Origin of the sequence: Agromyces bracchium, assembly GCF_009709675.1 — a bacterium.
GTDB lineage: Bacteria > Actinomycetota > Actinomycetes > Actinomycetales > Microbacteriaceae > Agromyces > Agromyces bracchium.
In genome coordinates this window covers 23,361-48,504 of sequence record NZ_WMLB01000043.1, presented here as the reverse complement: position 1 = coordinate 48,504, position 25,144 = coordinate 23,361, and the positions used below count along the sequence as shown (strand labels likewise).

Here is a 25,144-nt window from a genome sequence, read left to right as displayed (position 1 = left end):
GATGACGAGGAAGAGGTGGTGGGGTGAGCGTCGACGCCGCCGACCGGACCCGGCCCGCAGAGTGCCCCGAGTCGGAGGCGCGCGTGAACGTCTGGGCGACGCCCGCATTCTGGTGGCGCGTGGGGATCGTGCTCGTGGTGCTCTGGGGACTCGTCGCGGGCGAGCGCCGCCTGGCGTACTTCACGACGCAGAGCAACGTCATCGTCTTCGCGTACTTCGCGGGCGCGCTCTACTGGATGGTGCGGCGCGGGCGCGCTGCGCCCCCGGCGCCGATCCTGCGCGGCGGGGTGACCACCTGGATCCTCACGACGATGGTCGTCTCGCACGTCCTGCTCAACCACTTCGAGAACCCGATCCCGGGTCTCTTCGTCGCGGACCCGACCGACCAGCTCGCCAATCGGGCGATCTTCGCGATGCACTACGTCGTGCCGCTCATGGTGCTCGTCGACTGGGTCGCGTTCGGGCCGCACCGCGTGGTGCGGTGGCGGGATGCCGCGTGGTGGCTCGCCTACCCGGCCGTGTACGGGCTCCTCTTCCTCTGGCGCGCGCTGGCGCTGCCCGAGGTGCCCGACCGGTTCCCGTACCCGTTCCTCGACACCGATGCGCTCGGCGCGCTCGGCTCGCTGCTCGAGATGCTCCGGGTCGTCGCGTACATCGCGGTGCTCGGGCTCGTCGTGATGGCGCTCGACCGGCTCGCCTGGTGGGTCGGCACGCGGCTTCGCCGCGCGCGGCCCGTCGCCGAGGCATCCGTCTGAACGCGGCTCAGGCGGCCTCGAGGGCGTGCGCGTCGAGGATCGTGTAGCTGTAACCCTGCTCGGCGAGGAACCGCTGGCGGTTCAGCGCGAAGTCCTGGTCGACCGTGTCGCGCGCGACGAGCGTGTAGAAGTTCGCCGACAGTCCGGACTCCTTCGGACGCAGGAGGCGGCCGAGGCGCTGCGCCTCCTCCTGACGTGAGCCGAACGAACCCGAGACCTGGATCGCGACCGTCGCCTCCGGCAGGTCGACCGAGAAGTTCGCGACCTTCGACACCACCAGCACCGGTGTCGCGCCCTCGCGGAACTCCTGGAAGAGCCGCTCCCGCTCGTCGACGGGGGTGGCGCCGGTCAGCTGCGGCGCGCCGAGCGCTTCCGCGAGCTCGTCGATCTGGTCGAGGTACTGGCCGATGACGAGGATGCGCTCGCCCGCGTGCCTGGCCACGAGCTCCTTCACGACGCCGAGCTTCGCGGGTGCGGTCGCGGCGAGGCGATAGCGCTCGTCGTCGGCGGATGCCGCGTACGCGAGCCGCTCGGACTGCGGCAGGTCGATGCGCACCTCGTAGCAGGCGGCGGGCGAGATGAAGCCCTGGGCCTCGATCTCCTTCCACGGCGCGTCGAACCGCTTGGGGCCGATGAGCGAGAAGACGTCGCCCTCGCGGCCGTCCTCGCGCACGAGCGTCGCGGTGAGGCCGAGCCGGCGGCGGGCCTGCAGCTCCGCGGTGAGCTTGAAGACGGGTGCGGGCAGCAGGTGCACCTCGTCGTAGACCACCAGGCCCCAGTCGAGTGCGTCGAGCAGCGCCAGGTGGGCGTACTCGCCCTTCCGCTTCGCGGTCAGGATCTGGTACGTGGCGATCGTGACCGGCTTGACCTCCTTGGTCTGGCCGGAGTACTCGCCGATCTCCTCGGCGGTGAGGCTCGTGCGGCGCAGGAGCTCGTCTCGCCACTGGCGCGCGCTCACGGTGTTCGTCACGAGGATCAGCGTGGTGGTCTTCGCGGTGGCCATCGCGCCCGCGCCCACGAGCGTCTTGCCCGCGCCGCACGGCAGGACGACCACGCCCGAGCCGCACTCGAAGAAGTTGTCGACGGCCTTCTGCTGGTAGTCGCGCAGGTGCCAGCCGTCCTGTTCGAGGTCGATCTCGTGCGGCGTGCCCGGGGTGTAGCCGGCGAGGTCCTCGGCCGGCCAGCCGAGCTTCACGAGCTCCTGCTTCAACGCGCCGCGCGCCCACGCCTCGACGAGGAAGCTCGTGTCGTCGATGCGCTCGGTGAGCAGCGGTGAGACGCGCTTCGCGCCCGCGACCTCGGTCAGCACGGCGAGGTCGTCGCTGCGCAGTCGCAGCTCGCCGTCGTCGGTGCGGTCGACCACGAGCCGGCCATAGCGGTCGACGGTCTCGCGCATGTCGACGGCGACGGTCTGCGGGACCGGGAACTTCGCGTAGCGCTCGAGCGTGCCGAGCATGTCGTCGGCCGTGTGCCCCGCCGCACGCGCGTTCCACAGGCCGAGCCGCGTGATGCGGTACGTGTGGATGTGCTCGGGTGCGCGCTCGAGCTCGGCGAAGATGGCGAGGTCGTGCCGAGCATCCTCGGCGAGCGGGTTCGCCACCTCGAGGAGCACGGTGCGATCGCTCTGGACGATCAGGGGGCCGTCTGACATAGCGGACCAGTCTATCTGGGATTCCCGAGGGCGGGGCCGAGGGCGACGGATGCCACGGCGTGGCGGGCCCGGCGCGGCGTCCGCGCCCGGCTCGCCGTCGACGTCCGTCGCTTCGCGTCAGCTCCCCGCCGGAGCCGGCGCAACCGCTGCGATGGCGGAGATCGGCAGCGTCCGCTCGATGTCGGACTTGCGGTCGCGCGCGCGGAGCCGCCCGTTCGCGACGCTCGCCGGGGCGAGCAGGTAGTCGGCCGTGTCGCCGCCCGGCATCCGCACCGTCACCGTGAGGGTCTCCTTCGCGCGGGCGGCGGCTTCGAGCTGGCGCGCGAGCCAGGCCTGCTCCGTCCCGCCCTCGGCATCGGCCTCGGCGAGTCGGTCGAGCAGGGCCTCCAGCGGGTCGGTGCGCGGGGCCGGCGCCGGCGCGTGCCCGACGTGATGCCGGCGCAGGCGCACGATGCGCCCTTCCGCGTCCTCCGCGGCGACCGGGTAGCGCGCGTCGCTCAGGCCCCAGAACACCACGTCGGGCGTGAAGCGGGACAGCAGGCGGTGCGCGCCGTCCTGTCGGAGCCCGAGCGAGGAGAGGGACTGGTCGACGAGGAGCGTGCCGATGAGCTGGGGGTCCTCGGATCGCACCGATGCCCGCGCGGGCGCCTCGGACGGATCGGCGGCACCGACCCGGACGGCGCCGAACCGCGCCGCGGACTCGCTCAGCAGGTAGGCGAGCGGCTGGGGGATGCCGGTCAGCGAGATCTCCTCGAGGAAGGCGCGGATCCCCTCCTCGCTGTCTCCCGCGGCGAGGGCGCGGTTGACGGATGCCGCGGTCACGCGGTAGCTCGACGCGAGGTCGCGACCCTCGACCTCGGCGAAGGCCCGCAGCCGGGCGTCGAGGGAGGGCTCGAGCGGGCCGGGGGAGACGATCGTCAGGTCGTGCTGCACGTAGACCTTGTCGACCTGTTGCGGGAAGTGCCGGGAGAGGCGCTCGGCAGCGCCTGCGAGGTCGCCGGAGAGCACGAGGGACGCCGTCTCGAGGGGCTCGCCCGCGACCGCGAGGCCGAGCGCCTCGGCGTCCTCCAGCAGCCGGTCCATGCCGTCGCGGAGCCACGCGCCCCCGCCGGGGTAGTACCAGGCGACGTCGTCCCGGATGGACGAGGAGCTCAGGGCCTCGCTGCGCCGGACGACGAGGTCGCGCAGCGGGGCGGGGATGCGGGCCCGCCAGGCCTCAGCGAGCCGGGTCCACCGGGACCCCGTGCCGAGCATGATCCACTCCGCGCCCGCATCGGACTCGAGCCACACCGGGCCGTCGCGGACGATCAGCCCCGCCTCGGTCGCGCGGCGCACGAGACGCGGGAACTCGTCGAGCTCGACCCCGGCGGCCTCGGCGAGTCGCTTGGCATCGGGCAGCGCGAAGCCGCCCTTCGCGAGTTCGCGGGCCGGCTGCACGGCGAGTCCGGAGAGCAGCTCGGCCGTCGCGGCGACGGTGCTGTGCGCCGTCTCGGCGGCCCGCCGGTCGAGCAGGCCCGTGTCGGGGCGCTCACCTGGCACGGCGACCGGCGGGGCGTGCGCGGCGAGGGACTCGAGGCTCGGCAGGTCGTCGTCGAGCCGCGTGCCCAACCGGGCGGCGATCTCGGTCGGCACGTGGATCCGGGTGCCGTCGCGCAGCACCAGGAGACGCGCCTCGAGGCGCTCGAGCACCGCGCCCGGGTCGTGGACCAGGGCGTCGGCGAGGTCGTCGGCACCGAGTCGGCGGAGTTCGCCGGCGAGTCGGTCGAGGTCGGTCCAGCCCGCGTCGTCGGAGGTCTCCGCGGCGGCGGCGAGGACAGCGAGCGACGGCCGCTCGAGCCGGTCGACGGCGTGATCGATGGAGTCGGCGGCGGTGAGGGCTTCGGCGAGGTCGAAGAGATCGCGGACGCTCGAGTGATCGAGTTCGCGAACGGCCAGCGCGGCCGCGAGGCGCTCGCGCGGAATCGCGCGGAGGCTCGCGGCGAGCACCAGCATGGCCGTCAGTCCGTGCCCTGCCGGGACTCCCGCGAGCGTCGCAGGCCGTTGACGATGAGGAGTGCCACCAGCAGGACGAAGCCGATGGGCAGCCCGATGAGGGGGAGCACGAGCACGAACGGCCAGATCCCCTCGCTGAACCCGTCGTCGGCGCCGACCCCCGCGAGCGTGCCGATCATGACCGCGAAGAACGCGATGATCGAGAGCCCGACGGTCGCGGCCACCATGTAGGCGAGGATGCGCTCGAGACGATGATCGGTGATCGGGCCCTGATTGCTCACCGTCCCAGAATAGGCCCCACGGCGGTTCCGATGGGTGCCGGACCGTAGACTGGGGGCCGACGTCGCCGCGGTTTCCGGCGCGCCCACCGAGACAGCGGGAGTTCCATCGATGCCCACCGGCAAGGTCAAGTTCTACGACGAGGAGAAGGGGTTCGGCTTCATCAGCGGCGATGACGGCCAGGAGGTCTTCCTCCACGCCTCCGCGCTTCCCGCCGGCGCGACCGTGCGCTCGGGCACCCGGCTCGAGTTCGGGATCGCACAGGGCAAGCGCGGCGCCCAGGCGCTGTCGGTCCGCGTCCTCGACGCCCCGCCCAGCCTCGCGCGCATGCACCGCAAGCCGGCCGACGACATGGCGGTCATCGTCGAGGACCTCGTGAAGCTCCTCGACGGGATCGGCGCGAACCTGAAGCGCGGCCGCTACCCCGACAACGCGCACAGCCGGAAGATCGCGGCCCTCCTGCGCAAGGTTGCGGACGAGCTGGATGCCTGACGAGGAGTTCCCCGGCGATTCGGCCGAGGCGACCGAGGCGTCCGAACCGGGCGAGGTCGAGGCATCCGACCGCGCCGGGATCACCGAGGAGCGGGCTCCGATCGTCGCCGACGAGGTGCTGCTCGCCGCGGTGGACCTCGCGCGTGGCGCGCTGCTCGAGGTCACCGCGCCGCAGACGGTCGGCTCCGTGATCGGCCACGTGGCCAACGACGACCACGTGCTCTCGCTGCACTTCGCCGCCGACCTGCCCGGGTACCCCGGGTGGCACTGGTCGGTCACCCTCGCCAGGGTCGAGGGGGCGGACCCGACCGTGCTCGAGACCGAGCTGCTCCCGGGCGAGCGGGCGCTCCTCGCGCCAGAGTGGGTGCCGTGGTCCGAACGGCTCGCCGAGTACCGGGCGGCCCAGCTCGCGGCCGCCGCCGAGGCCGAGCCGGTCGACGACGAGTCCGACGAGGCCGATGGAGTCGACGACGGGGCCGAGGACGACGAGCTCGAGGACGACGGCCCCGCCGACGCCGACGACGACTTCGGCGACGAGGACGCGGGTGACGACGTCTTCGACGGCATCGACATCGACGCGCTCGACGCATCCGGCGGGTCCGGAGGCGACGGCGCCGATGACGAGGATGCCGCGGACGTCGGTGACGACCGCGCGGCGGACGACGACGACGAGGACGACCGAGACGACGAGGGAACCGGGGACGAGCACCCGACGGACGAGTCGGACTGAGCCGTCCGGTCCGCGTTCAGGGGGCGGGCGGTCCGTCCGGACCCTGACGATCACGGCGACGTCGCAGCTGCACGACGACGAGCCCGACGAGGCCGAGACCGACCCCGATCGCGGCGGCGGCGACGAACCATCCGAACCCCGCATCGGCGAGTGAGCCGGAGAACGCCAGCGCGAAGCCGAGCGCGATGATCCAGCCGATGGTCCCGGCGAGCAGCGCCTTGCGCGCGTCCGCCCGGACCGGCTCCGGATCCGGACGCCGCTCGGACTCGGAGAGCCACAGCCGCATGGCCGTCACCCTATCCGCTCTGGGCGAGCACCCAGTCCAGCGACGCGGTCAGCGCGCGCACGTCGTCGGGCTCGATCGCGGTGAAGGTCGCGACGCGGAGCTGGTTGCGGCCGAGCTTGCGGTACGGCTCGGTGTCGACGATGCCGTTGGCCCGGAGCGTCTTCGCGAGCGCGGCGGCATCCGTCGACCCGTCGAAGTCGATCGTGACGACGACCTGCGAGCGGTGCTCGGGGTCGGCGACGAACGGCGTCGCCGCGGGAGTCCGCGAAGCCCAGTCGTAGAGGATGCCGGAGGACTCGCGCGTGCGCGCGTCGGCCCAGGCGAGGCCGCCCGACGCGTTCATCCACTCGAGCTGGTCCTCGAGGAGCAGGAGCGTCGCGAGCGCGGGCGTGTTGAGCGTCTGGTCGAGGCGCGAGTTGTCGACCGCGTTCTTCAGCGAAAGGAAGTCGGGGATGTAGCGGTCGGATGCCGCGATCCGCTCGATCCGCTCGATGGCGGCCGGTGACATGATCGCGAACCAGAGTCCGCCGTCGGAGGCGAAGTTCTTCTGGGGTGCGAAGTAGAGGACGTCGAACTCCGCCGGGTCGGCGGCGGCACCGCCCGCTGCACTCGTGGCGTCGATCACCGTGAGCGCGTCGTCGTCGCCGTGCACCCGGCGGACGGGCGCCTGGACGCCGGTCGAGGTCTCGTTCTGCGGCCAGCCGTAGACGTCGACGCCCTCGAGCGGGGCGGCGTCGACCCGGGAGCCGGGGTCGGCCTTCCGGACGTCGGGCGCCTCGAGCCACGGCGCGGCGGCGGCCTTGGCGAACTTCGCGCCGAACTCGCCGAAGGAGCAGAGCTGCGCGCGCCGCTCGATGAGGCCGAAGGCCGCGGCATCCCAGAACGCGGTCGAACCGCCGTTGCCGAGGACGACCTCGTAGCCGTCGGGAAGGCCGTAGAGGTCGGCGATGCCCTGTCGGACGCGGCCGACGAGCTGCTTGACCGGCGCCTGCCGGTGCGAGGTGCCGAGCAGGCGCGGCCCGACCTCGGCGAGGTGCGCGAGCTGCTCGGGTCGCACCTTCGACGGGCCGCAACCGAAACGGCCGTCGGTGGGCAGGAGCGACGAGGGGATCACGAGCTCAGGCATGGTCCGATCCTAGACGCGGCGCATTCGCCATGGCGGCGGATGACGCCGTCCCCGTCGTTCGTCGTGTCCACCCGATGGGCTCGGCGGCATGTCGGCTGCGGCCAGTAGTCTGTTCTGATGCACGAGGCGCCCGACGGCCGAGGGGGAGCGAATTGACCGACCTCATCGACACGACCGAGATGTACCTGCGCACCATCCTCGACCTCGAGGAGGAGGGCATCGTGCCGCTCCGCGCCCGCATCTCCGAGCGCATCGGGCACTCCGGTCCCACCGTGTCGCAGACGGTCGCGCGGATGGAGCGCGACGGCCTCGTCGTGGTCTCCGGCGACCGGCACCTCGAGCTCACGGCCGACGGCCGCCAGAAGGCCGTGCACGTCATGCGCAAGCACCGACTCGCCGAGCGCCTGCTCGCCGACGTGATCGGCCTCGACTGGGAGTACGTCCATGAAGAGGCGTGCCGCTGGGAGCACGTGATGAGCGAGCACGTCGAGCGTCGCCTCGTCGAGATCCTCGGCCAGCCCACGCACTCGCCCTACGGCAATCCGATCCCCGGGCTGGAGGAGCTGGGCGCCCCGCCCGCCGCGCCGTTCATGCAGGGCGTGCGCAACGTGCTCACGGCCCTCGACGAGGGCGGCGGTTCGGCCGAGGGCGTGATCCGCCGACTCGCCGAGCCCGCGCAGTTCGAGCCGGAGCTGCTGGCGCGGCTCAAGGCGGCCGGCGTGCTTCCCGGCACCCGGGTGACGCTGCGTCGCGACGGGGCCTCCGTGGCGGTCTCGGTCGAGGGTCGCGACGACTCGCTCGAGCTGCCGTCCGAGCTGGCCGGTCACCTCTTCATCGGGGATTGATCCGGACGGTCCCGTGCGGGCGGGGTGCCCGGCGCGCGTCGCGTTCGGATCCGGCATCGGCGACCGTCGCAGGGCGCGGAATCCGGCGCTCCGTGATCGAAATGTGACAATCGACGACCTCTCGCGTATTCTCGATCGAGTCCGCCGGCGACAAGCCAGCCGGAGGAACAGGGTCGAGACGCCTCCCGCGCTCACCGCTCGGCCCCGATACCCGTGACGCGCCCCCAAGCGCACAGGTGAGACGGAGCTTCGGCCTCGTGGGGCGGAGGACACGTTTTGGCTCGATTCCCCCGGCGCCGCTCCGGCGCGACCACCGCCCCCAAGCCCAGGACCGGAACCGCACTCGTGCGTCGCGCGACTCCGGCGGCGCCCGCGGCGACGCCCGACGTCGCAGCGGAGGCGAAGCTCCAGAAGGACTCGCTGGGTCGCCGGCTCCGCCGCGGCAGCGCCAAGAACGTGATGGTGATGTCCGTCGCGGCCGGCCTGGTCGGCACGCTCGCGATCCCCGCCTACGCGTTCGCGCCCGGCACCGACGGCATCCAGTTCGGCGCCACCGCGAGCACCCAGCTGACCAAGGCGGCCCCGCAGGACGTCGAGGTCGCCGAGGACGTCATCGCGGCGCCCATCTCGGAGGACGGCTACGACGCCGTCTCGGGCGAGGAGATCCGCGCGGCCGAGGAGGCGCAGCGCGCGGCCGAGGAGGCCGCCGCCGCCGAGGCCGCACGTCAGGCCGCCGCCGAGCAGATGACCTCCTACGCCGCGGCCGCGAGCGAGTACACCCCGGCCGCCGTCTACGGTTCGGCGGATCCGGCCAGCGTGTTCGCCGTCGCCCAGCAGTACCTCGGCGTCCCGTACGTCTACGGCGGCGCGACGCCGGCCGGGTTCGACTGCTCCGGCCTCGTGCAGTACGTCTACGCGCAGTTCGGCATCAGCCTCCCGCACTCGTCCTCCGCGCAGGGTGCCGCCGGCACGCAGATCCCCGTCTCCGAGGCGGTTCCCGGCGACCTCGTCGTCATGAGCGGCCACATCGGCTTCTACGCCGGCAACGGCATGATCCTCCACGCGCCGTACGAGGGCACGGTCGTGCGGACCCAGCCGATCTGGACGAGCGACTACTGGATCGTGCGGATCTGACGTGTGAACAGCGTGTGAAGCGTGTCGCGAGTGGCGTGCCGGGAGGACCCGGCACGCCATTCGTGTCGTAGCCTTGACCCTGACGATTCCGAATACCGGGTAGGGGAAGTCCGATGGTCGGTCCGCGCAGCAGCACCCATTCCGCGGGTGCGCGCGTGCTCTTCGACCAGCGGCGCAGTAGTCAGCCGAGTCGCGACCGCGCCGGGATGCCGACGGGCACTGTCTTCACGACGGTGCCCGTTTCGCGTCTCCGGGGCGGTTCCGCGCACCCCGCGGCATCCGGATCGTCCTTCCCTTCACGCGGCTGGAAGCCATCCAGCACCGATCGAAAGGCACCCCATGCGCACCCTCGTGCTCAACGCCGGATATGAGCCCCTCGCGGTCGTCTCGTTCAAGCGCGCCCTCCTGCTCGTCATGAACGAGAAGGCCACCGTGATCCTGCACGACGAGGGGAATCCGGTCCACGGCACGACCGGCGACTGGGTCCGACCCAGCGTCATCCTCCTCACGAGATACGTGCGGACTCCGCGCGTGCACCAGGTGCCGGTCAGCCGTCGCGGCGTCCTGCGCCGCGACGAGCACCGCTGCGCCTACTGCGGCAAGTCGGCCGGGACGATCGACCACGTGCTGCCGCGTTCGCGCGGTGGACGCGACACGTGGGAGAACCTCGTCGCCTGCTGCCTGCGGTGCAACAACGCCAAGGGCGACCACACGCCCGCCGAGATGGGCTGGACGCTGCGGATCACGCCGCGCATGCCGCACGGGCGCGGGTGGGTGGTGCGCGGGTTCGAGCGCCCGCTGCCGCAGTGGAGCGACTTCCTGGAACGTGCAGCCTGAGCCTCGGCTCGGCGCGCCGGTGCGGCGCATCGTGACAAGCGCTCGGGCGGTGCCCTAGGGTGGTACGAGTCCGGAGCACCCCCGGCTCCGGCAGACCCGCAACGCCCCGCCACCGCCTCCCCCGAGCCGGTGCCGGACCGGAGGTTCCACATCCTTGTACGGTGACGACGCGCACGGCCAGCCCCCGACCATGCGGCCCCGACGGCACTCGGCCCTGCCCGCAGACGGCACCGTCGGCTGGGCGCCCGATTCCCGTCGTGCTGGACCGCATCCGGATTCCGTGACGCATCCGGATGCCGCGTCCGGGCCGCCCGCGACAGGTCGCCGCACCGATCGCCGGCGTCCGACCGACGGGATGGTCGGTGGGGAGGGTGCGGCGCTCCGCGACCGCTCGGCCCTGCGGGAGACCGGAGCAGCTCCGGTACGGCCGCTCGCGCCCGGGCACGAGCGGTCCGCGAGGCCGGACCTCGAGCGGTCCGCGAGGCCGAACCCCGACCGGTCCGCGAGGCCGGACCTCGACCGGTCCGCGAGGCCGGACCTCGACCGGTCCGCGAGGCCGAACCCCGACCGGCCCGCGAGGCCGAACCCCGACCGGCCCGCGAGGCCGAACCTCGACCGGTCCGCGAGGCCGGCACCCGACCGGCCCGCGCGGCCGGCACCCGACCGGCCCGCGAGGCCGGCATTCGACCAGCCCCTGGCGTCCGCTCGGCCCGTCCGCCCTGCGGGCTCCGGCGGCGCCCCCGGCCACCGTCCGCCGATGCCGAACCCGGCGTCGCGACCGCCCGTCGAACGAGCCGCCGCTCCGGTCGCGGGGCGCCCGCCGTTCCCCGACGCCGTCGCGGTGCCGGCTGCGTCCCACGCCGACCCCGCCGGGATCCCGGCCGTCGCCACGGTCGACGCTCGTGCAACGGGCGCCTCGTCGGTGGCCGTCGCCGCTGCAGCCGGCGAGGCATCCTCGTCGGTGATGCCGACCATGGGCCGTCGTCGAGCCGCCGTCCGGACCATCGCCGCACGTGCCGTGAGGCCGTCCGCTCCCGTGGGCGCTCGCGATTCGCGCCCCGTCTCGCGTCGCAACGGCCCGATGCGCGTCGCGGCCACCGTCCTCCTCGTTCCGGCGCTCGTCGGCACCGTGGCCCTGCCGGCGTACGCGTTCCTTCCGGGCGGCCACCTGCCGGGCGGCGCGCCGACCAAGTTCAGCCTGTCGATCGCCGAGGCCCAGGGGCTCGAGGTCTCCGACCTCGCCGCCGGCGCCGCCGTGTCGAGCGACAGCTTCTCCGTCACGACGAAGGAGGAGATCGACGCGGCGGCGGCCGAGGCCGAGCGCGCGGCCTGGGAGGCCGAGCTGGCCTCCCGCGGAACGGGCGAGTACGCGATCGTCGCCCAGCAGGCCGAGGGCGACGACTACCCGTGGTGGTACGAGACGCCCGACGACTACGGCGGCGGGCTCTCCCCGCTGCGCTACTACTACCGCGAGTGCGTCGACTTCGTGGCCTGGCGCCTCAACCGCGACGCCGGCGTGACCGGCGCACCGTGGAAGTGGGACTGGAGCAACCTCGCCTCGGGCAGCGCCTGGATGTGGGCCGACGAGTGGGCCGCCAAGGGCTGGCCGTCGAGCAGCGAGCCCGTGGTCGGTGCGGTCGCGTGGTTCCCGTACAACCACGTCGCCTACGTGCAGTCGGTCAACGGCGACGGCACGGTCACGATCGAGGAGTACAACTGGAACTCCGACCACTCGTACCACGTGCGGACGATCCCGGTCGGCGAGGCGCTGTACCTGTACCCGCCCGCCTGATCGAGCCCGTCGTGGGCGCCGTTGGGTGACATCATGGCGAAACGTCCGGCCGAAGTTGGACGTTCCGGACAATGACCGGGTCGAGTCGCCGACGGTAGCCTGAGATCCCCCGCCAGAGTAGCGAAGCAAGGTGACCGCGATGACGCAGCCCTCAGACGACAACCGGTTCGACGAGAACGGGTTCGTCGACGAGCTCGCCCCGTCGACGTCGGCGATCGTGGTGCTCGGCTACAACTGAGCCCTCCGTCCCCTCCGGTTCAGAGCGCGCCCGGCGGTCGGGCCGTTCCCTGTGCCCGCTAGACTCGACCGGTCAGCCTCTGTAGCTCAATGGAAGAGCAGCTCCGTCCTAAGGAGAGGGTTGGGGGTTCGAGTCCCTCCAGGGGCACCTCGGCGGATGCCGCATCCGGATCGCTCCCGTAGCCCGGCGTCGCACGGGTTCACGCACCCGGTCGGGGCGGGTAGCGTGAGGCGGGTGAGCACCCCGATCGATCCCACCGCCACCGCCGCCTGGTCCGAGCTCGAGGCTCTCCGCGACGCGTTCGAACCCGACCTCCGAGCCTGGTTCGCCGCCGATCCGGGTCGTGTCGAACGACTGAGCCTGCCGCTGGCCGACCTGCACGTCGACCTGTCGAAGAACCTCGTCACCGACGAGATCGTCGCCTCGCTCGTGCGTCTCGCCGAGGAGATCGGGGTCGCCGAGCGGTACGCCGCGATGCTCGCGGGCGAGCACATCAACACCACCGAGGACCGCGCGGTGCTGCACACCGCCCTGCGTCGCCCGAAGGGCGCCGAGCCCGCACTCGCCGTCGACGGACAAGACGTCGACCACGACGTGCACGAGGTGCTCGATCGCGTCGCCGCGTTCGCCGACCGGGTCCGGTCGGGCGACTGGCTCGGGGTGACGGGCAAGCGCGTGACCGACGTCGTGAACATCGGCATCGGCGGGTCCGACCTCGGCCCGGTCATGGTCTCGGAGGCGCTGAAGCCCTACGCCGACGCCGGCATCCGCGCGCACTTCGTCTCGAACATCGACCCGACCGACCTCGCGCAGAAGACGGCCGGCCTCGACCCCGAGACGACGCTCTTCATCGTCGCGTCGAAGACCTTCACGACCCTCGAGACGCTCACGAACGCGCGCCTCGCGCGCGACTGGCTGTGGGCCGGGCTCGGGGCGGCGGGCGCGATCGGCGCCGACGAGGCATCCCGCACCGACGCCGTCGCCCATCACTTCGTCGCCGTCTCGACGGCGCTCGACCGGGTGGCCGAGTTCGGCATCGACCCGCAGAACGCGTTCGGCTTCTGGGACTGGGTCGGCGGCCGGTACTCGGTCGACTCGGCGATCGGCCTGTCGCTGGCGATCGAGCTCGGGCCCGAGGCGTTCCGCGAGCTGCTGGCGGGCTTCCACGCCGTCGACGAGCACGTGCGCACGACGCCGCTCGAGCGCAACGTGCCGGTGCTGATGGGCCTGCTGAACGTCTGGTACTCGAACTTCCTCGGATCGCAGTCGCATGCCGTCCTGCCGTACGCGCAGCAGCTGCACCGCTTCGCCGCGTACCTGCAGCAGCTCACGATGGAGTCGAACGGCAAGTCCGTCCGGTGGGACGGGTCGCCGGTGACGACCACGACGGGCGAGGTGTTCTGGGGCGAGCCCGGCACCAACGGCCAGCACGCGTTCTACCAGCTGATCCACCAGGGCACCCGGCTGATCCCCGCCGACTTCATCGCGTTCGTGAACCCCGCGTATCCGCTGACCGACGGCGGCCGCGACGTGCACGGGCTCTTCCTCGCGAACTTCCTCGCGCAGACCAAGGCGCTCGCATTCGGCAAGACCGCTGAGGAGGTCGAGGCGGAGGGCACGACGGGCGCGCTCGTCGCTGCGCGCACGTTCGCCGGCAACCGCCCGACGACGTCGATCTTCGCGCCGTCGCTCACCCCGTCGGTGCTCGGCCAGCTCATCGCGCTCTACGAGCACATCACGTTCACGCAGGGCGTGATCTGGGGCATCAACTCGTTCGACCAGTGGGGCGTCGAGCTCGGCAAGCAGCTCGCGCTCCAGATCGCCCCGGCGATCGAGGGCGACGAGGCGGCGACGGCGGCACAGGATGCCTCGACCCGCGCGCTGCTCGAGTACTACCGCGCGCACCGCCGGGCCTGAGCGCCGAGCGCGACCGGCCGGCGGACGGTCCGGCGGCATGAGGGCAACCCCTGTTCCACGGGCCGCCTCGGCGTTACGCTGTGCGTCAGGTTGGCAGCGCCGGAGGTGGACGTGGGGAAGTTGACGTACGACTCGACCCTCGGGGTGGACTTCGACGATCGCGTGCTCGCCCATCTGCAGCTCGTGATCGGCGCGAAGCTCCGCCGGGGCGAGTCCTTCTACTTCAGTTGGCGGGATGATCCCGCGATCGGCGACGGTCGGAGCACGCTCTGGATGCACCCGCGGATCCCGCTCGTCTTCAAGTACGCGGGCGGTCGTCAGCCCTCGATCAATCGCGCCTGGGTCGACGCGCTCATGGCGACGGCGAACTCGCCGGGCGGCCTCGTGCTCGTTCCCGAACCCGAGGCGAGGAACGCCGATGCGAACGGGGGCCACGAGTCGTGAAGCGCGTGAACATCATGTACGGCGGGGCGCAGTACTCCGTCGGCGAGGCCGACGTCGAGGCGATCAAGGAGGCGATCGAGCGCGCGCACGAGCGCGGGCTGGCCGATTGGATCACCGTGAACTTCGGCGAGGGCCGGCCGCAGCCGGCGCAACTGCTCGTGGGCCCCGGCATCCCGATCAGCATCGTCCCGATCCCGGCCGACGACCCGCTCCCCGGCGAGGGCGAGGGCGAGCCCAAGGGCGAGGGCGGCCGCGAGCGGGCGCGCGAAGGCGGCGGCGAATCGCCCGACCTCGTCGGCTGAGCCTCGGGGAGCCCGCGCCGAGGGCGCGTCACCTGATCGGCGGCCACTCCAGGTCGTCGGTGTCGCCGTCGTCCGACCCGTCCTCGGACTCCCCGACGACGGGCCGGATCGACGAGAGCGCCGTCGTCGCGGCGCGGAGACGCGACACGAGGTCCTCGTCGACGAGTTCGTCGAGGTCGGTCTCCACCGGTTCGGTGAGGAGTTGGCTCGCCGGCCCGATCAGCAGGTGCGCGCGTGCGGTCGACCCGTCGCCCGCACGGATGGGGATGTCGATGGATGCCGCGGACCGACGCGACGCGAGCGCGGCCGCGTAGTCGACGATCGCGTCGGCGATCGCACTCCCGGTGAGCAGCTCACCGCCTGCGTAGTGGATCCGGTCCATACCTGCTGGTCTATCGGCCCGGATCGGATCGTCTCAACCGCTTGCGTTCGCGGGCGCGACGTGGTCTCATCCGGACACCATCCTCAGGTCCAGTCGGTGGCGTGCGTCCACCCTGCGAGGTAGGCGCGTTCGTTCTGGTCGAGCCGGACTCCCGAGCGCGGCATCGGCCGATCGTCGAGCTCGCACAGTTCGAGGATGCGCCGGACGACCGCGGCGCGGAGCGGTGCGGTCGGATGCTCGAGGATCTCGCGCTGCAGCGGCGCCTCGAGCATCGGCCACCAGACGCCGATGGACGGCAGCAGGCGACGCTGGTGGTCGGTCTCGTGGTCGGGCCGGTCGATCACGGAGCTCATTGCGCGCGCTCCTCGATGATCCGCCCGTCATCGTCGCGGACCGCGACGCGTTCGTCGGCGTCGGCGTCCTCCTGCGCCCGTGCCCGTCGCTCGACCTCGTCGACCGCGGCATCGGCGACGAGATCCTCCTCCGATCGGTCGCCCTGCGGTCTGTGTCCCTCCGATTCGGACATGGTTCCACTCACCCCTCCGGTGGTCCGTGCGCCCCGAACGCGATCCCCGTCGACGAGGCTACGCCGAGCGGTCCGTCGGCGGCAGGCCCTTGATCGCCCGTGGGGGTGGTGCTACCCGAGCGGATGCCGCGGCTCGCCGGCGCCCGGGTGCGCATGTCGGGGGAGCGGAGCATGATGGGCGGATGGACCTGCCGGTGATGCCGCCCGTCAAGCCGATGCTCGCGAAGTCGGTGAAGGGCATCCCCGACGTCGGGCACGTCGAGCCCAAGTGGGACGGCTTCCGCACGATCGTCTTCCGCGACGGCGACGAGGTCGAACTCGGCAGCCGCAACGAGCGGCCGATGACGCGGTACTTCCCAGAGCTCGTCGAGGCGCTCAAGCGGCACCTCCCCGAGCGGTGCGTCGTCGACGGAGAGATCGTGCTCGTGACCGATGGCCGGCTCGACTTCGACGCGCTCCAGCAGCGCATCCACCCGGCGGCGAGCCGGGTGAAGCTGCTGGCCGAGCAGACGCCGGCCTCGTTCGTCGCATTCGACCTCCTCGCGCTCGGCGACGACGACCTCACGGCTCGGCCGTTCGCCGAACGGCGCGCCCTCCTCGTCGAGGCGCTCGCCGCGGCATCCGACCCGGTCTTCGCGACGCCGGCCACGGCCGACCTCGCCGAGGCCGAGGACTGGTTCGCCCGGTTCGAGGGGGCCGGGCTCGACGGGGTGGTCGCGAAGCCCCTCGACGGCACGTACCAGCCCGACAAGCGGACGATGTTCAAGGTCAAGCACGAGCGCACCGCCGACTGCGTGATCGCGGGGTACCGCTGGCACAAGACGGGCGGGATCATCGGCTCGCTGCTGCTCGGGCTGTACGGCGACGACGGGCGCCTGCATCACGTCGGCGTCGCGGCGTCGTTCCCGATGGCGAAGCGGCGCGAGCTCGTCGAGACCCTGGCGCCGTACGTCGAGGAGGACCTGTCGCGGCATCCGTGGGGGGAGTGGGCCGACCAGGATCCCCATCGCAGCGGCCGGATGCCGGGCGCGGTGAGTCGGTGGAGCGCGGGCAAGGACCTCTCGTTCGTGCCGCTGCGCCCGGAGCTGGTCGTCGAGGTGGCGTACGACCACATGGAGGGCGACCGGTTCCGGCACACGGCGCAGTTCCGGCGCTGGCGCCCAGACCGCGAGCCCGCGAGCTGCACCTACGAGCAGCTCGAGTCGCCCGACGGGCTCGACCTCGCCGAGATCCTGCCCGTGACGCGCTGACGCGGGGGCGTGGCATCCGTCGCGGAGCGTGCGGTCAGAGGACTGCGCGAAGGCCCGCCGAGTCGGCGGTGTGGTGCTCGAAGACGAGGTTCGTCTCGGTGAGGGCGACGGCCGGGTTCGCCGAGAGGTTCTTCAGGACGAACTGGCGGACGTGCTCGCTGTCGCGCACGCGCACGTGGATGAGGAAGTCCTCGCTGCCGCCGAGGAAGAAGAGCTGCGCGACCTCGGGCTCGCGCCGGAGGTCGTCGGAGATCTGCTCCATGAGGTGACGCGCGCCGGGGCGGATCCGGACCGAGACGAGCGCCTGGAGCGTGAAGCCGAGCGCCGCGGGGTTGATCTCCGCCGTGTAGCGCGTGATGACGCCGCGCTCGCGCAGCGAGCGCACCCGTGCGAGGCAGGTCGACGGCGAGACGCCGACTTCGCGCGCGAGATCGACGTTCGGGATGCGGGCGTTCTCGTGCAGGAGCGCGATGATCTGCCGGTCGATGTCGTCGAGGACGACTCGGGAGGGTTCGCTGAACTTCGGCAGATCGGTCACGGCGGGGCTCCTGTACGAACATTCGAGACGGATGCCGTGAGTCTACCGAACATCATGCGGAACCACTTCACAAACAACGAACATGCGGCGACCATGGAAGCAACCATCCACACAGCATTCGGAGCGACCACCATGCACGTCGGCGTGCCTGCAGAGATCAAGAACAACGAATTCCGCGTCGCCATGACGCCGGCGGGAGCGAACGCGCTCTCGCTGCGCGGCCACCGCGTCGACATCCAGGCGGGTGCCGGCGAGGGTGCGGGCTACCACGACGACGAGTACCGCGCCGCAGGCGCGAACATCGTCGCGACCGCCGAGGAGGCGTGGGCGGCCGAGCTCGTGCTGAAGGTCAAGGAGCCCATTGAGCAGGAGTACCGGTTCCTGCGCGCCGACCTCACGCTGTTCACCTACCTCCACCTCGCGGCCGACCCGCCGCTGACCCGCGCGATCCTCGATTCGGGCGTGACCGCGATCGCCTACGAGACCGTGCAGCTCGCCGACCGGTCGCTGCCGCTGCTGACCCCGATGAGCGAGGTGGCCGGCCGGCTCGCCCCGCAGGTCGGCGCGTCGTCGCTGCACGCGTCGAAGGGCGGCCGCGGCGTGCTCCTGGCCGGCGTGCCCGGCACGGCCCCGGCGAAGGTGCTCGTCATCGGCGGCGGCGTCGCCGGCGAGCAGGCCGCGGCGACCGCGATGGGCATGGGTGCCGATGTCACCGTCATGGACATCTCGCTGCCCAAGCTCCGCGAGATCGACGCCCGCTACGAGCACCGGGTCAAGACCCTCGCCTCCTCGCCCTACGAGACCGCCCGCCAGGTCCGTGACGCCGACCTCGTGATCGGCGCGGTCCTCGTCCCGGGTGCGGCGGCGCCGAAGGTCGTCACCGACGAGATGGTCGCCACCATGAAGCGCGGCGCCGTGCTCGTCGACATCGCGATCGACCAGGGCGGCTGCTTCGAGGGCTCGCGCGCGACGACCCACGCCGACCCGACGTACCAGGTGCACGACGCGATCTACTACTGCGTCGCGAACATGCCCGGCGCGGTCCCCGCGACCTCGACGCCGGCACTCACCAACGCCACGCTGCCGTACGCGCTGAAGATCGCGGACCTCGGCTGGGAGGCCGCGCTCGCCGCGGACCCGGCCCTCGCCAAGGGACTCAACGCCACGGCCGGCAAGCTGACCAACGAGGGCGTCGCCAAGGCGCACGGACTCGAGCTGTCCTCCCTCGTCTGAACGCCGGGGTGCCCCACCAGGCGCTCCGTGAGCACACGACGGCCGCCGTCCCGATTCGAATCGGGCGGCGGCCGTCGTGGCGTCTGCCGGCGTGTCAGGAGAGCCGGTGTCTCCGGAGTGCCGGCGTATCAGGAGAGCGAGAGGAACAGCTTCTCGAGCTCGTCGAAGTCGAGCCGCTCGCCGGAGCCGTCGACCTTGCCGTCGGGGTCGGCGGCGCAGTCGCGCATCGCGGTCGAGATGACCGCGAAGCCCGCGCGGTCGAGCGCACTCGACACCGCCGCGAGCTGGTTCACGACGGTGCGGCAGTCGGCGCCCGACTCGACGGCGTCGATCACGGCGTTCAGCTGGCCGCGGGCGCGCTTCAGGCGGTTGGCGATGCGGCGCTGGGCGTCTGCGGTCGACTCGGTCGCCACGTTCGCGGTCATTCGGCACCTCCGATGGTGAGGGGGAGTCCGGAGCGGTACCACTCGGTGATGCCGCCCGAGATGTTCACGGCGTCGACGCCCTGCGTCGTCAGGTACTCGGTCGCCTGCGCGCTCCGGCCGCCGGCGTGGCACATCACGTAGACGGTGCGGTCGCGGGGCACCTCGTCGAGGCGTTCGACGAGCGTTCCGAGCGGGATGTGGTGGGCGTCCTCGAGGCGGGCCTGTTCGAGCTCGTGACCCTCGCGGACGTCGAGGATCCACGCGTCGGCGACGGCGTGGGCCTCGTTGGGGGAGATCGACTTCATCTGCTGCTCCTCGTACGCTGGTGTGCCAGGGAAAGCATACCCCCATGGTATCAATACCCGGCGGGTATCGAAATCCTGCGGAGTGCGGCGATGCTCCGGAGGATCGCCGCACTCGGCCGTATGGTGTCGATGTGCAACGGCTCGATCGGAACGACGGGGACGAGTTCCCCGACGACGGCACCGAGACCCCTGCCGCCGAGCGTGCCGGGTCGACGGTTCCCGAACGCGACCCCGCGACACCGCACGCGGTGACGATCGGCGATCCCTCGGTCGTCGCGGGCAACATCGCCGAGCCGAGCTGGCGGCGCTGGCACGCGGAGCTCCGCGACCTCGGCGGACGTTCCCCGCTGGTTCACTTCGACGATGCGCCGCGAACGCGCATCGAACTCTCGACGACCCACCCGGGCGGGTTGCCGCAGTTCATCACGGGCAAGTCCACGCTCCTCTCGAGCCTCATCCGCGACGAGCTGGCCCTGCGCAACGCGCGTCTCGCGGCGGCCGAGATCACGCAGAAGGGCGTCGAACTCCGATCCGTCCGCGGCATCGAGTCGGTGCACCTCGCCATCGGCCTCGCGTCGTGGCAGTCCGCTGGCGAGGACTTCCTCGCGCCCGTACTGCTCCGGCCGCTCGCCATCCGCCGTTACGGCCGCGACTTCGAACTCAAGCTCAAGGGCCAGCCCTTCCTCAACCCCGCACTGGCTCGCGAACTGCACGAGCGCTTCCAGATCACCCTCGACGCCGACGCGTTCGTCGCGCTCGCGATCACGAACGGCGTCTTCAAGCCGCAGCCCGTGATCGATCGGCTGCGCGGCCTGACCTCGCACCTGCCGTACTTCCACGTCGCTCCACGTCTCGTGGTCTCCTCGTTCGCCGAGGTCGGGCCGGCGATGGGGGCGGATGCCTCGCGGCTCGAGCATCCCGTCATCGACGCGATCGCCGGCAATCCGAACGCCCGTGCCGCCGTGTCCCGCCAGGCCGAGGCGCCGAGCATCGTCCCGCAGGACGAGCGGCCGCCCTCGACCGACCGGCTGCTGCTCGACGCCGACCCGGAGCAGGAGCAGGTGATCGCCCGGATCGAGCAGGGCGACTCGATCGTCGTGAAGACCCTTCCGGGGACCGGCGGAACGCAGACCATCGTGAACGCGATCGGGGCACTCGTGGCCAACGAGCGGCGCGTCCTCGTCGTGGGCGGCCGACGCGCCAGCCTCGACGGCATCGCGCATCGACTCGGCCAGGTCGGCCTCGGCGGGCTGGCCGTTGGCACCGATCGCCTCCGCCGCGACCTCATCCAGTCGATCACCCGGAACGAGAAGGCCGAGCAGCCGCGCATCGCCGACATCGACGACGCGCTCGTGCGCCTGCGCCGTGTGCTGCTCGACTACCGGCACGCGCTCACCCGCCACGACGGCGAACTCGGGGTCTCGGTGCTGGATGCGCTCACCGCGCTCGCCGGACTCGCCTCGATGCCCGAGCCGCCCGACACCACCGCGCGGCTCGACCGCGGCTCGCTCGTCGCGCTCGCCGCGGGCCGCGACGCGGTCGCGGCCGACCTCGTCCGCGCCGCGACGCTCGGCGAGTTCCGCTACGGCCCGGGCGACTCGCCCTGGTACGGCGCCGACTTCGCCACCTCCGAGGAGGCGACCGCCGCCCACGAGCTCGCCAAGCGGCTGAGCGCGACCGACGTGCCGCGCCTCCTGGACCGCGCTCGCGCGCTGATCGCGCAGACCCGCCTGCGTCAGTTCGAGTCGGTCGCCGAGCTCGGCGTCTTCCTCCGACTGCTGCACGACGTCCGCGACACGCTCGACAAGTTCCTGCCGTCGGTCTACGACCGTCCGCTCGGCGAACTCATCGCGGCGACGGCGCCGCGCCGCGAGACCGGCATGTCGGGCGCGAACCGCCGACGCCTCAAGCGCCTCGCGCTCGAGTACGTGCGCCCCGGGGTGCACGTCGGCGACCTGAACGCGTCGCTCCGCGGCATCCAGCAGCAGCGCACGCTCTGGCACCGGTACTCGGAGGCGGGCGCCGTGCCGAGCGTGCCCGTCGGGCTCGACGACGTGCACGTGGCGTACCACACGGTCGCCGCCGACCTGCAGGAACTCGACGCGCCGCTCGGCCTGGCCGGAACGCCCAAGCGGCTCGGCGCTCGCCCGCTGCGCGACCTCGAGGCCACCCTCGTCGGCCTCGCCGCGGAGTCCGAGGTGCTGCTCAACCTGCAGGAGCGGACGGCGCTGCTCCAGAAGCTCCGCGGGCTCGGGCTCGACCCGCTGCTCGTCGACCTGGCCAAGCGTCACGTCCCCGAGCAGCAGGTCGCCTCCGAGCTCGAGCTCGCCTGGTGGCAGTCGGTGTTCGAGATCGTGCTCGCGGGCGACCCCGCGCTCCTCGGGGCGAACACGAGCGTGCTCGACCGGCTCGAATCCGACTTCCGGCTCGTCGACGACGCGCACGCCTCGGCGGCCGGGCCGCTTCTCGCGTGGCGCCTCGCCGAGGCCTGGCGGGTCGCGCTGGTCGACCAGCCCGACGAGGCCGAACGACTGCGGCGGATGCTCCGCGGCGACCGCGTCCGTCCGGAGCGGCTGCACCGCGAGGCGCCCCACCTGTTCCGGCTGCTCGCTCCCGTCTGGCTCGCGTCGCCGTACGAGGTGCCCGAGATCGACGACGCGATCCGGTTCGACACGGTGCTCCTCGTGGATGCGGGCGCGACGACCATCGCCGAGAACCTGGGTGCGATCCGCCGCGCGACCCAGGTCGTCGCCTTCGGCGACCCGGTCACGCAGACGCCCACTCGGTTCGAGCTCGCGATCCGGGCCGATGCCGACGAGCGTCCGCGTGCCGAGCACGGCGTCGACGCGCTGCACGCCGACTCGGCGCTCGCGCGCCTCGCCGACCTGCTGCCGACCATGACCCTCACGCGCAGCTACCGCGCCGGCGGCGAGGATCTGGCCGAGCTCGTCAACCGCCGGTTCTACGGCGGGCGCATCGTGTCGATGCCGTGGGCGGGCAGCTTCCTCGGCCACGGCAGCCTCGGACTGCACTACGTTCGCGGCAACGGGCTGCCCGATCCCGTGACCGGCACGGTCGAGAGCCTCGACGCCGAGGTCGCGAAGGTCGTCGAGCTCGTGATGGAGCACGCGGTGAAGCGGCCGCGCGAGTCGCTTATGGTCATCACTGCGAGCGCGCGGCACGCGGCCCGCGTGCACCAGGCGGTGCTCGCCGCGTTCGCCAAGCGCAGCGACCTGTCCGACTTCATCCTGCGCGACCGCGCCGAGCCGTTCACGGTGCTCACGCTCGAGCAGGCGGTGGCGCAGAGCCGCGATCGCGTCGTGTTCTCGATCGGCTACGGCCGCACGCCGCACGGCCGGCTGCTGTCCAACTTCGGCGCGCTCGGCGAGCCCGGCGGCGAGCGGTTGCTCGCGGTCGCCATGACGCGCGCGCGTCGCTCGATGGACATCGTCTCGGCCTTCCGCCCGGAGGACATCGACGAGGATCGCCAGCGCCACGGCGTCGTCGCGCTCGCGAGCGTGCTCTCGCACACCGAGGAGCAGAAGGACGCGGTCCGCGACCGCGGTCGCGGGGACCCCATGCTGGTCGACCTCGCGACGCGGCTCGAGCGCCGCGGCATCCGCGTGAGCGTGGGCCACCGCGACACGCTCTCGCTCGCGGCGTCGCACGCGGGGAGGGCGGTCGTCGTCGAGACCGACCAGGCGCTCGTCGGGCAGAGCCTTCGCGAGTCGCTCCGGCTCCGGCCCGACGTGCTGCGCCGACTCGGATGGCACTACCTGCGCGTGCACAGCTTCGAGCTCTTCGGCGACCCCGAGGCGGTCGCCGAGCGCGTCGCCTCGCTGCTCGGTCGGGGAACCCCGGCGGTCGAGGAGGCCGAGACCGCGTGACGGGCCCGTCCCATGACGACGACGGCGAGGCGGATGGCCCGCCCCCGCGTCAACGCGTCGAGCGCGCGCGCGGCGCGCGTCGCGCACGTCTGACCCCCGCGCCGGGCACGGATCCCGCGCCGGAGTCGGCCGTGCCGGGCGCCCACGACGAGCGCGAGGGCGGGCCGGCGCCGAAGGCGCGTCCCGAGGACGACCGGATCACGCGCGAGCGCCCGCCGCACTGGTGAGACGACGGAGGCGCCCGCCGAGCGAGGTCGACGCGCGCCCGGGTCGGGTGCGAGGCGCGGCTAGTCGGCCCGGTGGGATCCGGACTGACCCTGTCGCTCCGCGGCGAGCAGGTCGCGGATCTCGGCGAGCACGGTGAGCTCGGTCTCGGGGTCCTCGGCCTTCGGCTCGCCGGCCTGCCGACGGGCCTCCGCGCGCTCCTTGAGGACGTTCATCGGCATGACGAAGACGAAGTACACGACCGCGGCGACGATGAGGAAGGTGAGGATCGCGCCGAGCACGGCGCCGAACTTCACCTCGGCGACACTGCCGTCCATCGTGGGGATCTCCCACACGAACGCGGAGTCGAGGCTGTCGGCGCGGAACAGCGCACCGATCAGCGGGTTGAACAGGTTGTTCACGATCGAGTTGACGACCGCCGTGAACGCGGCGCCGATGACGACCGCGACCGCGAGGTCGATGACGTTCCCCCTGAGGATGAACTCCTTGAATCCCTTGAGCACTCGGGCCCCCTTCGCTTCCGTTCCGGTGTGCGTGGACAGGACGTCGACCTACGCGGCGGTCGACGAGGAGCTCGTCGTCGAGCTCGAGGATGCGGTGGACGAGGACGACCCGGACGAGGCCGACTCGGACGAGGACGAGGACCCGCCGGTGCCCGACTCCGAGCCGGGGCCCCCCTTCGCGCCCTTCGAGCCCGACTCGCGCGAATCGGTGCGGTAGAAGCCCGAGCCGTTGAAGGTCACGCCGACCGTGCCGTAGAGCTTGCGCAGCCGACCGGAGCAGGCCGGGCACTCGGTCAGGGAGTCGTCGGTGAAGGCCTGCTGGATGTCGAAGGCCTCGCCGCACTCGGTGCAGCGGTAGGAATAGGTGGGCATGGTGATCTCTCGATGTCCGTCGGTGGAGGTCGGGTACGCGGCGCGAGGTCAGAACGCGACGATCCGCGTGGGGGTCACGACGCCGTTCACCGGCTGGTCGTGCACCTCTCGCGGCACCTCCTCGACGAACTCGCCGTCGAAGACGATGGCGTACACCGGAGGACATTTTCCCATCGAACCGAGGGTCTTGTCGAAATACCCGCGCCCCCAGCCGAGACGCATGCCCGTGGCATCCACCGCCGCAGCCGGGACGAGGATCAGGTCGACGTCGTTGATCGCCATCGGGCCGAGGAGCTCGCCGACGGCCTCCGGCATGCCGTGCAGCCCGGTCACCTCGTCCTCCTCCTCGCCGACGGTCCAGTCGAGCAGGCCGTCCTCCCTCGTGATCGGGAAGAGGACGCGGATGCCCCTCGCCTCCGCCCAGTTCACGAACGGGCGCGTGTCGGGCTCGGTCGGCATCGAGAGGTAGCACGAGATCGACGCCGCCTCGGTGGAGCCCACGAGCTCCTGCAGGCGGGAGGTGAAGCCCTCGGTCGCCAGTTCTCGTTCGTGCGCGGGCATGTTCCGGCGGCGCTCGCGGAGCTCGGCGCGGAGGATCCGCTTGACCACGGTCGGATCGTCGGGCATGGCAGCCATCCTAGGACGATGCATCCGTCCGAGGCCGATGCCGTACGGCTA

28 protein-coding genes and 1 tRNA gene are annotated in these 25,144 nt (G+C 72.2%); 15 read left to right on the top strand and 14 right to left on the bottom strand.

Going from position 1 to position 25,144, the window contains the following annotated elements:
* The first annotated feature begins 23 nt into the window (after positions 1-23).
* A complete protein-coding gene (locus tag GJ743_RS18080; protein WP_155053292.1) occupies positions 24-755 on the top strand; it encodes a Pr6Pr family membrane protein in 732 nt (243 codons plus the stop codon).
* Positions 756-762: 7 nt separating this feature from the next.
* Here GJ743_RS18080 and GJ743_RS18075 read toward each other — a convergent pair whose 3' ends face one another.
* The 3 genes from GJ743_RS18075 to GJ743_RS18065 form a co-directional block, all read right to left on the bottom strand.
* A complete protein-coding gene (locus GJ743_RS18075) occupies positions 763-2,406 on the bottom strand; it encodes a DNA repair helicase XPB (RefSeq protein WP_155053291.1) in 1,644 nt (547 codons plus the stop codon).
* 117 nt (positions 2,407-2,523) lie between these two features.
* Complete coding sequence (locus GJ743_RS18070; RefSeq protein ID WP_155053290.1) at positions 2,524-4,398, bottom strand: helicase-associated domain-containing protein; 1,875 nt, start codon at positions 4,396-4,398, stop codon at positions 2,524-2,526.
* Positions 4,399-4,403: 5 nt separating this feature from the next.
* On the bottom strand, positions 4,404-4,679 hold the full coding sequence (locus tag GJ743_RS18065) for a hypothetical protein (protein ID WP_328289332.1): 276 nt from the start codon (positions 4,677-4,679) through the stop codon (positions 4,404-4,406).
* 109 nt (positions 4,680-4,788) lie between these two features.
* Between GJ743_RS18065 and GJ743_RS18060 the strand changes: the two genes are divergently transcribed.
* Positions 4,789-5,169, top strand: coding sequence for a cold-shock protein (locus GJ743_RS18060; protein WP_155053289.1), 381 nt, complete (start codon positions 4,789-4,791; stop codon positions 5,167-5,169).
* The gene (locus GJ743_RS18055; protein WP_155053288.1) at positions 5,162-5,899 is read left to right on the top strand and encodes a DUF3027 domain-containing protein; all 738 of its coding nucleotides are present in this window, start codon (positions 5,162-5,164) and stop codon (positions 5,897-5,899) included. Before GJ743_RS18060 ends, GJ743_RS18055 begins: the two co-directional genes overlap by 8 nt.
* Before the next feature lie 16 nt (positions 5,900-5,915).
* On the opposite strand, the gene GJ743_RS18050 is transcribed toward GJ743_RS18055, so the two are convergent.
* Complete coding sequence (locus GJ743_RS18050) at positions 5,916-6,185, bottom strand: DUF2530 domain-containing protein (RefSeq protein WP_155053287.1); 270 nt, start codon at positions 6,183-6,185, stop codon at positions 5,916-5,918.
* 10 nt (positions 6,186-6,195) lie between these two features.
* The gene (serC, locus tag GJ743_RS18045; RefSeq protein ID WP_155053286.1) at positions 6,196-7,311 is read right to left on the bottom strand and encodes a phosphoserine transaminase; all 1,116 of its coding nucleotides are present in this window, start codon (positions 7,309-7,311) and stop codon (positions 6,196-6,198) included.
* A 152-nt stretch (positions 7,312-7,463) separates the two neighbouring features.
* Here serC and GJ743_RS18040 point away from each other — a divergent pair, with 152 nt between their 5' ends.
* The 8 genes from GJ743_RS18040 (at position 7,464) to GJ743_RS18005 (ending at position 14,820) form a co-directional block, all read left to right on the top strand.
* A complete protein-coding gene (locus tag GJ743_RS18040; RefSeq protein ID WP_155053285.1) occupies positions 7,464-8,156 on the top strand; it encodes a metal-dependent transcriptional regulator in 693 nt (230 codons plus the stop codon).
* Between the two features lie 345 nt (positions 8,157-8,501).
* Positions 8,502-9,290, top strand: coding sequence for a C40 family peptidase (locus GJ743_RS20305; RefSeq protein WP_328289331.1), 789 nt, complete (start codon positions 8,502-8,504; stop codon positions 9,288-9,290).
* 339 nt (positions 9,291-9,629) lie between these two features.
* Complete coding sequence (locus GJ743_RS18030) at positions 9,630-10,127, top strand: HNH endonuclease (protein WP_155053284.1); 498 nt, start codon at positions 9,630-9,632, stop codon at positions 10,125-10,127.
* Between the two features lie 757 nt (positions 10,128-10,884).
* The gene (locus GJ743_RS19265) at positions 10,885-11,919 is read left to right on the top strand and encodes a CHAP domain-containing protein (RefSeq protein ID WP_196217058.1); all 1,035 of its coding nucleotides are present in this window, start codon (positions 10,885-10,887) and stop codon (positions 11,917-11,919) included.
* A 313-nt stretch (positions 11,920-12,232) separates the two neighbouring features.
* Positions 12,233-12,304: transfer RNA gene (locus tag GJ743_RS18020), tRNA-Arg, on the top strand.
* Between the two features lie 87 nt (positions 12,305-12,391).
* Positions 12,392-14,074 (top strand): glucose-6-phosphate isomerase, encoded by a 1,683-nt coding sequence (pgi, locus tag GJ743_RS18015; RefSeq protein WP_328289330.1) that lies wholly within the window; start codon positions 12,392-12,394, stop codon positions 14,072-14,074.
* A 111-nt stretch (positions 14,075-14,185) separates the two neighbouring features.
* Entirely contained in the window at positions 14,186-14,518 is a 333-nt protein-coding gene (locus GJ743_RS18010) for a DUF7882 family protein (protein ID WP_328289329.1), read from the top strand.
* Positions 14,515-14,820 (top strand): hypothetical protein, encoded by a 306-nt coding sequence (locus tag GJ743_RS18005; RefSeq protein ID WP_155053281.1) that lies wholly within the window; start codon positions 14,515-14,517, stop codon positions 14,818-14,820. The genes GJ743_RS18010 and GJ743_RS18005 overlap by 4 nt, the downstream gene beginning before the upstream one ends.
* 28 nt (positions 14,821-14,848) lie before the next feature.
* On the opposite strand, the gene GJ743_RS18000 is transcribed toward GJ743_RS18005, so the two are convergent.
* The 3 genes from GJ743_RS18000 to GJ743_RS17990 form a co-directional block, all read right to left on the bottom strand.
* Positions 14,849-15,202, bottom strand: a complete 354-nt coding sequence (locus GJ743_RS18000; RefSeq protein ID WP_155053280.1) for a hypothetical protein — start codon at positions 15,200-15,202, stop codon at positions 14,849-14,851.
* A gap of 83 nt (positions 15,203-15,285) precedes the next feature.
* On the bottom strand, positions 15,286-15,555 hold the full coding sequence (locus GJ743_RS17995; RefSeq protein WP_155053279.1) for a hypothetical protein: 270 nt from the start codon (positions 15,553-15,555) through the stop codon (positions 15,286-15,288).
* A complete protein-coding gene (locus GJ743_RS17990; RefSeq protein ID WP_155053278.1) occupies positions 15,552-15,728 on the bottom strand; it encodes a hypothetical protein in 177 nt (58 codons plus the stop codon). The genes GJ743_RS17995 and GJ743_RS17990 overlap by 4 nt, the downstream gene beginning before the upstream one ends.
* Positions 15,729-15,910: 182 nt before the next feature.
* Between GJ743_RS17990 and GJ743_RS17985 the strand changes: the two genes are divergently transcribed.
* On the top strand, positions 15,911-16,978 hold the full coding sequence (locus tag GJ743_RS17985; protein WP_155053277.1) for an ATP-dependent DNA ligase: 1,068 nt from the start codon (positions 15,911-15,913) through the stop codon (positions 16,976-16,978).
* 34 nt (positions 16,979-17,012) lie between these two features.
* Here GJ743_RS17985 and GJ743_RS17980 read toward each other — a convergent pair whose 3' ends face one another.
* Positions 17,013-17,516: an Lrp/AsnC family transcriptional regulator gene (locus tag GJ743_RS17980; protein ID WP_328289328.1), complete on the bottom strand. Its 504-nt coding sequence runs from the start codon at positions 17,514-17,516 to the stop codon at positions 17,013-17,015.
* A gap of 132 nt (positions 17,517-17,648) precedes the next feature.
* On the opposite strand from GJ743_RS17980, the gene ald reads away from it, so the two are divergent.
* Positions 17,649-18,749 (top strand): alanine dehydrogenase, encoded by a 1,101-nt coding sequence (ald, locus tag GJ743_RS17975; RefSeq protein WP_155053311.1) that lies wholly within the window; start codon positions 17,649-17,651, stop codon positions 18,747-18,749.
* 128 nt (positions 18,750-18,877) lie between these two features.
* Here the strand turns inward: ald and GJ743_RS17970 are convergent, their stop codons facing one another.
* Positions 18,878-19,174: a metal-sensitive transcriptional regulator gene (locus GJ743_RS17970; protein WP_155053276.1), complete on the bottom strand. Its 297-nt coding sequence runs from the start codon at positions 19,172-19,174 to the stop codon at positions 18,878-18,880.
* Positions 19,171-19,479 (bottom strand): rhodanese-like domain-containing protein, encoded by a 309-nt coding sequence (locus GJ743_RS17965; protein WP_155053275.1) that lies wholly within the window; start codon positions 19,477-19,479, stop codon positions 19,171-19,173. The genes GJ743_RS17970 and GJ743_RS17965 overlap by 4 nt, the downstream gene beginning before the upstream one ends.
* A 44-nt stretch (positions 19,480-19,523) precedes the next feature.
* Here GJ743_RS17965 and GJ743_RS17960 point away from each other — a divergent pair, with 44 nt between their 5' ends.
* Entirely contained in the window at positions 19,524-23,366 is a 3,843-nt protein-coding gene (locus GJ743_RS17960; protein ID WP_376862035.1) for an AAA family ATPase, read from the top strand.
* Positions 23,363-23,593, top strand: a complete 231-nt coding sequence (locus tag GJ743_RS17955) for a hypothetical protein (RefSeq protein ID WP_155053273.1) — start codon at positions 23,363-23,365, stop codon at positions 23,591-23,593. Before GJ743_RS17960 ends, GJ743_RS17955 begins: the two co-directional genes overlap by 4 nt.
* Before the next feature lie 60 nt (positions 23,594-23,653).
* Here GJ743_RS17955 and mscL read toward each other — a convergent pair whose 3' ends face one another.
* Genes mscL through GJ743_RS17940 form a run of 3 tightly spaced genes read right to left on the bottom strand, consistent with a single transcriptional unit; the run spans position 23,654 to position 25,093 of the window.
* On the bottom strand, positions 23,654-24,094 hold the full coding sequence (gene mscL, locus GJ743_RS17950; protein WP_328289327.1) for a large conductance mechanosensitive channel protein MscL: 441 nt from the start codon (positions 24,092-24,094) through the stop codon (positions 23,654-23,656).
* Positions 24,095-24,142: 48 nt separating this feature from the next.
* Positions 24,143-24,466 carry an FmdB family zinc ribbon protein gene (locus tag GJ743_RS17945; protein ID WP_155053271.1) on the bottom strand — a complete coding sequence of 108 codons (324 nt, stop codon included), beginning with the start codon at positions 24,464-24,466 and terminating at the stop codon, positions 24,143-24,145.
* 48 nt (positions 24,467-24,514) lie between these two features.
* Entirely contained in the window at positions 24,515-25,093 is a 579-nt protein-coding gene (locus GJ743_RS17940) for a 5-formyltetrahydrofolate cyclo-ligase (protein WP_155053270.1), read from the bottom strand.
* Positions 25,094-25,144: the final 51 nt, after the last annotated feature.

What these genes read in the sequence shown, in the direction of transcription:
- GJ743_RS18055 (WP_155053288.1), top strand. Translation starts at nt 5,162, where the DNA reads ATGCCTGACGAGGAGTTCCCCGGCGATTCGGCCGAGGCGACCGAGGCG.
- GJ743_RS18070 (WP_155053290.1), bottom strand. Translation starts at nt 4,398, where the DNA reads ATGCTGGTGCTCGCCGCGAGCCTCCGCGCGATTCCGCGCGAGCGCCTC.
- GJ743_RS17960 (WP_376862035.1), top strand. Translation starts at nt 19,524, where the DNA reads ATGGTATCAATACCCGGCGGGTATCGAAATCCTGCGGAGTGCGGCGAT.
- serC (WP_155053286.1), bottom strand. Translation starts at nt 7,311, where the DNA reads ATGCCTGAGCTCGTGATCCCCTCGTCGCTCCTGCCCACCGACGGCCGT.
- GJ743_RS18030 (WP_155053284.1), top strand. Translation starts at nt 9,630, where the DNA reads ATGCGCACCCTCGTGCTCAACGCCGGATATGAGCCCCTCGCGGTCGTC.
- GJ743_RS19265 (WP_196217058.1), top strand. Translation starts at nt 10,885, where the DNA reads ATGCCGAACCCGGCGTCGCGACCGCCCGTCGAACGAGCCGCCGCTCCG.
- GJ743_RS18075 (WP_155053291.1), bottom strand. Translation starts at nt 2,406, where the DNA reads ATGTCAGACGGCCCCCTGATCGTCCAGAGCGATCGCACCGTGCTCCTC.
- GJ743_RS17940 (WP_155053270.1), bottom strand. Translation starts at nt 25,093, where the DNA reads ATGCCCGACGATCCGACCGTGGTCAAGCGGATCCTCCGCGCCGAGCTC.
- GJ743_RS17965 (WP_155053275.1), bottom strand. Translation starts at nt 19,479, where the DNA reads ATGAAGTCGATCTCCCCCAACGAGGCCCACGCCGTCGCCGACGCGTGG.
- GJ743_RS17970 (WP_155053276.1), bottom strand. Translation starts at nt 19,174, where the DNA reads ATGACCGCGAACGTGGCGACCGAGTCGACCGCAGACGCCCAGCGCCGC.
- GJ743_RS17985 (WP_155053277.1), top strand. Translation starts at nt 15,911, where the DNA reads ATGGACCTGCCGGTGATGCCGCCCGTCAAGCCGATGCTCGCGAAGTCG.
- GJ743_RS18000 (WP_155053280.1), bottom strand. Translation starts at nt 15,202, where the DNA reads ATGGACCGGATCCACTACGCAGGCGGTGAGCTGCTCACCGGGAGTGCG.
- GJ743_RS18060 (WP_155053289.1), top strand. Translation starts at nt 4,789, where the DNA reads ATGCCCACCGGCAAGGTCAAGTTCTACGACGAGGAGAAGGGGTTCGGC.
- GJ743_RS17990 (WP_155053278.1), bottom strand. Translation starts at nt 15,728, where the DNA reads ATGTCCGAATCGGAGGGACACAGACCGCAGGGCGACCGATCGGAGGAG.
- ald (WP_155053311.1), top strand. Translation starts at nt 17,649, where the DNA reads ATGCACGTCGGCGTGCCTGCAGAGATCAAGAACAACGAATTCCGCGTC.
- GJ743_RS17995 (WP_155053279.1), bottom strand. Translation starts at nt 15,555, where the DNA reads ATGAGCTCCGTGATCGACCGGCCCGACCACGAGACCGACCACCAGCGT.
- GJ743_RS18050 (WP_155053287.1), bottom strand. Translation starts at nt 6,185, where the DNA reads ATGCGGCTGTGGCTCTCCGAGTCCGAGCGGCGTCCGGATCCGGAGCCG.
- GJ743_RS17945 (WP_155053271.1), bottom strand. Translation starts at nt 24,466, where the DNA reads ATGCCCACCTATTCCTACCGCTGCACCGAGTGCGGCGAGGCCTTCGAC.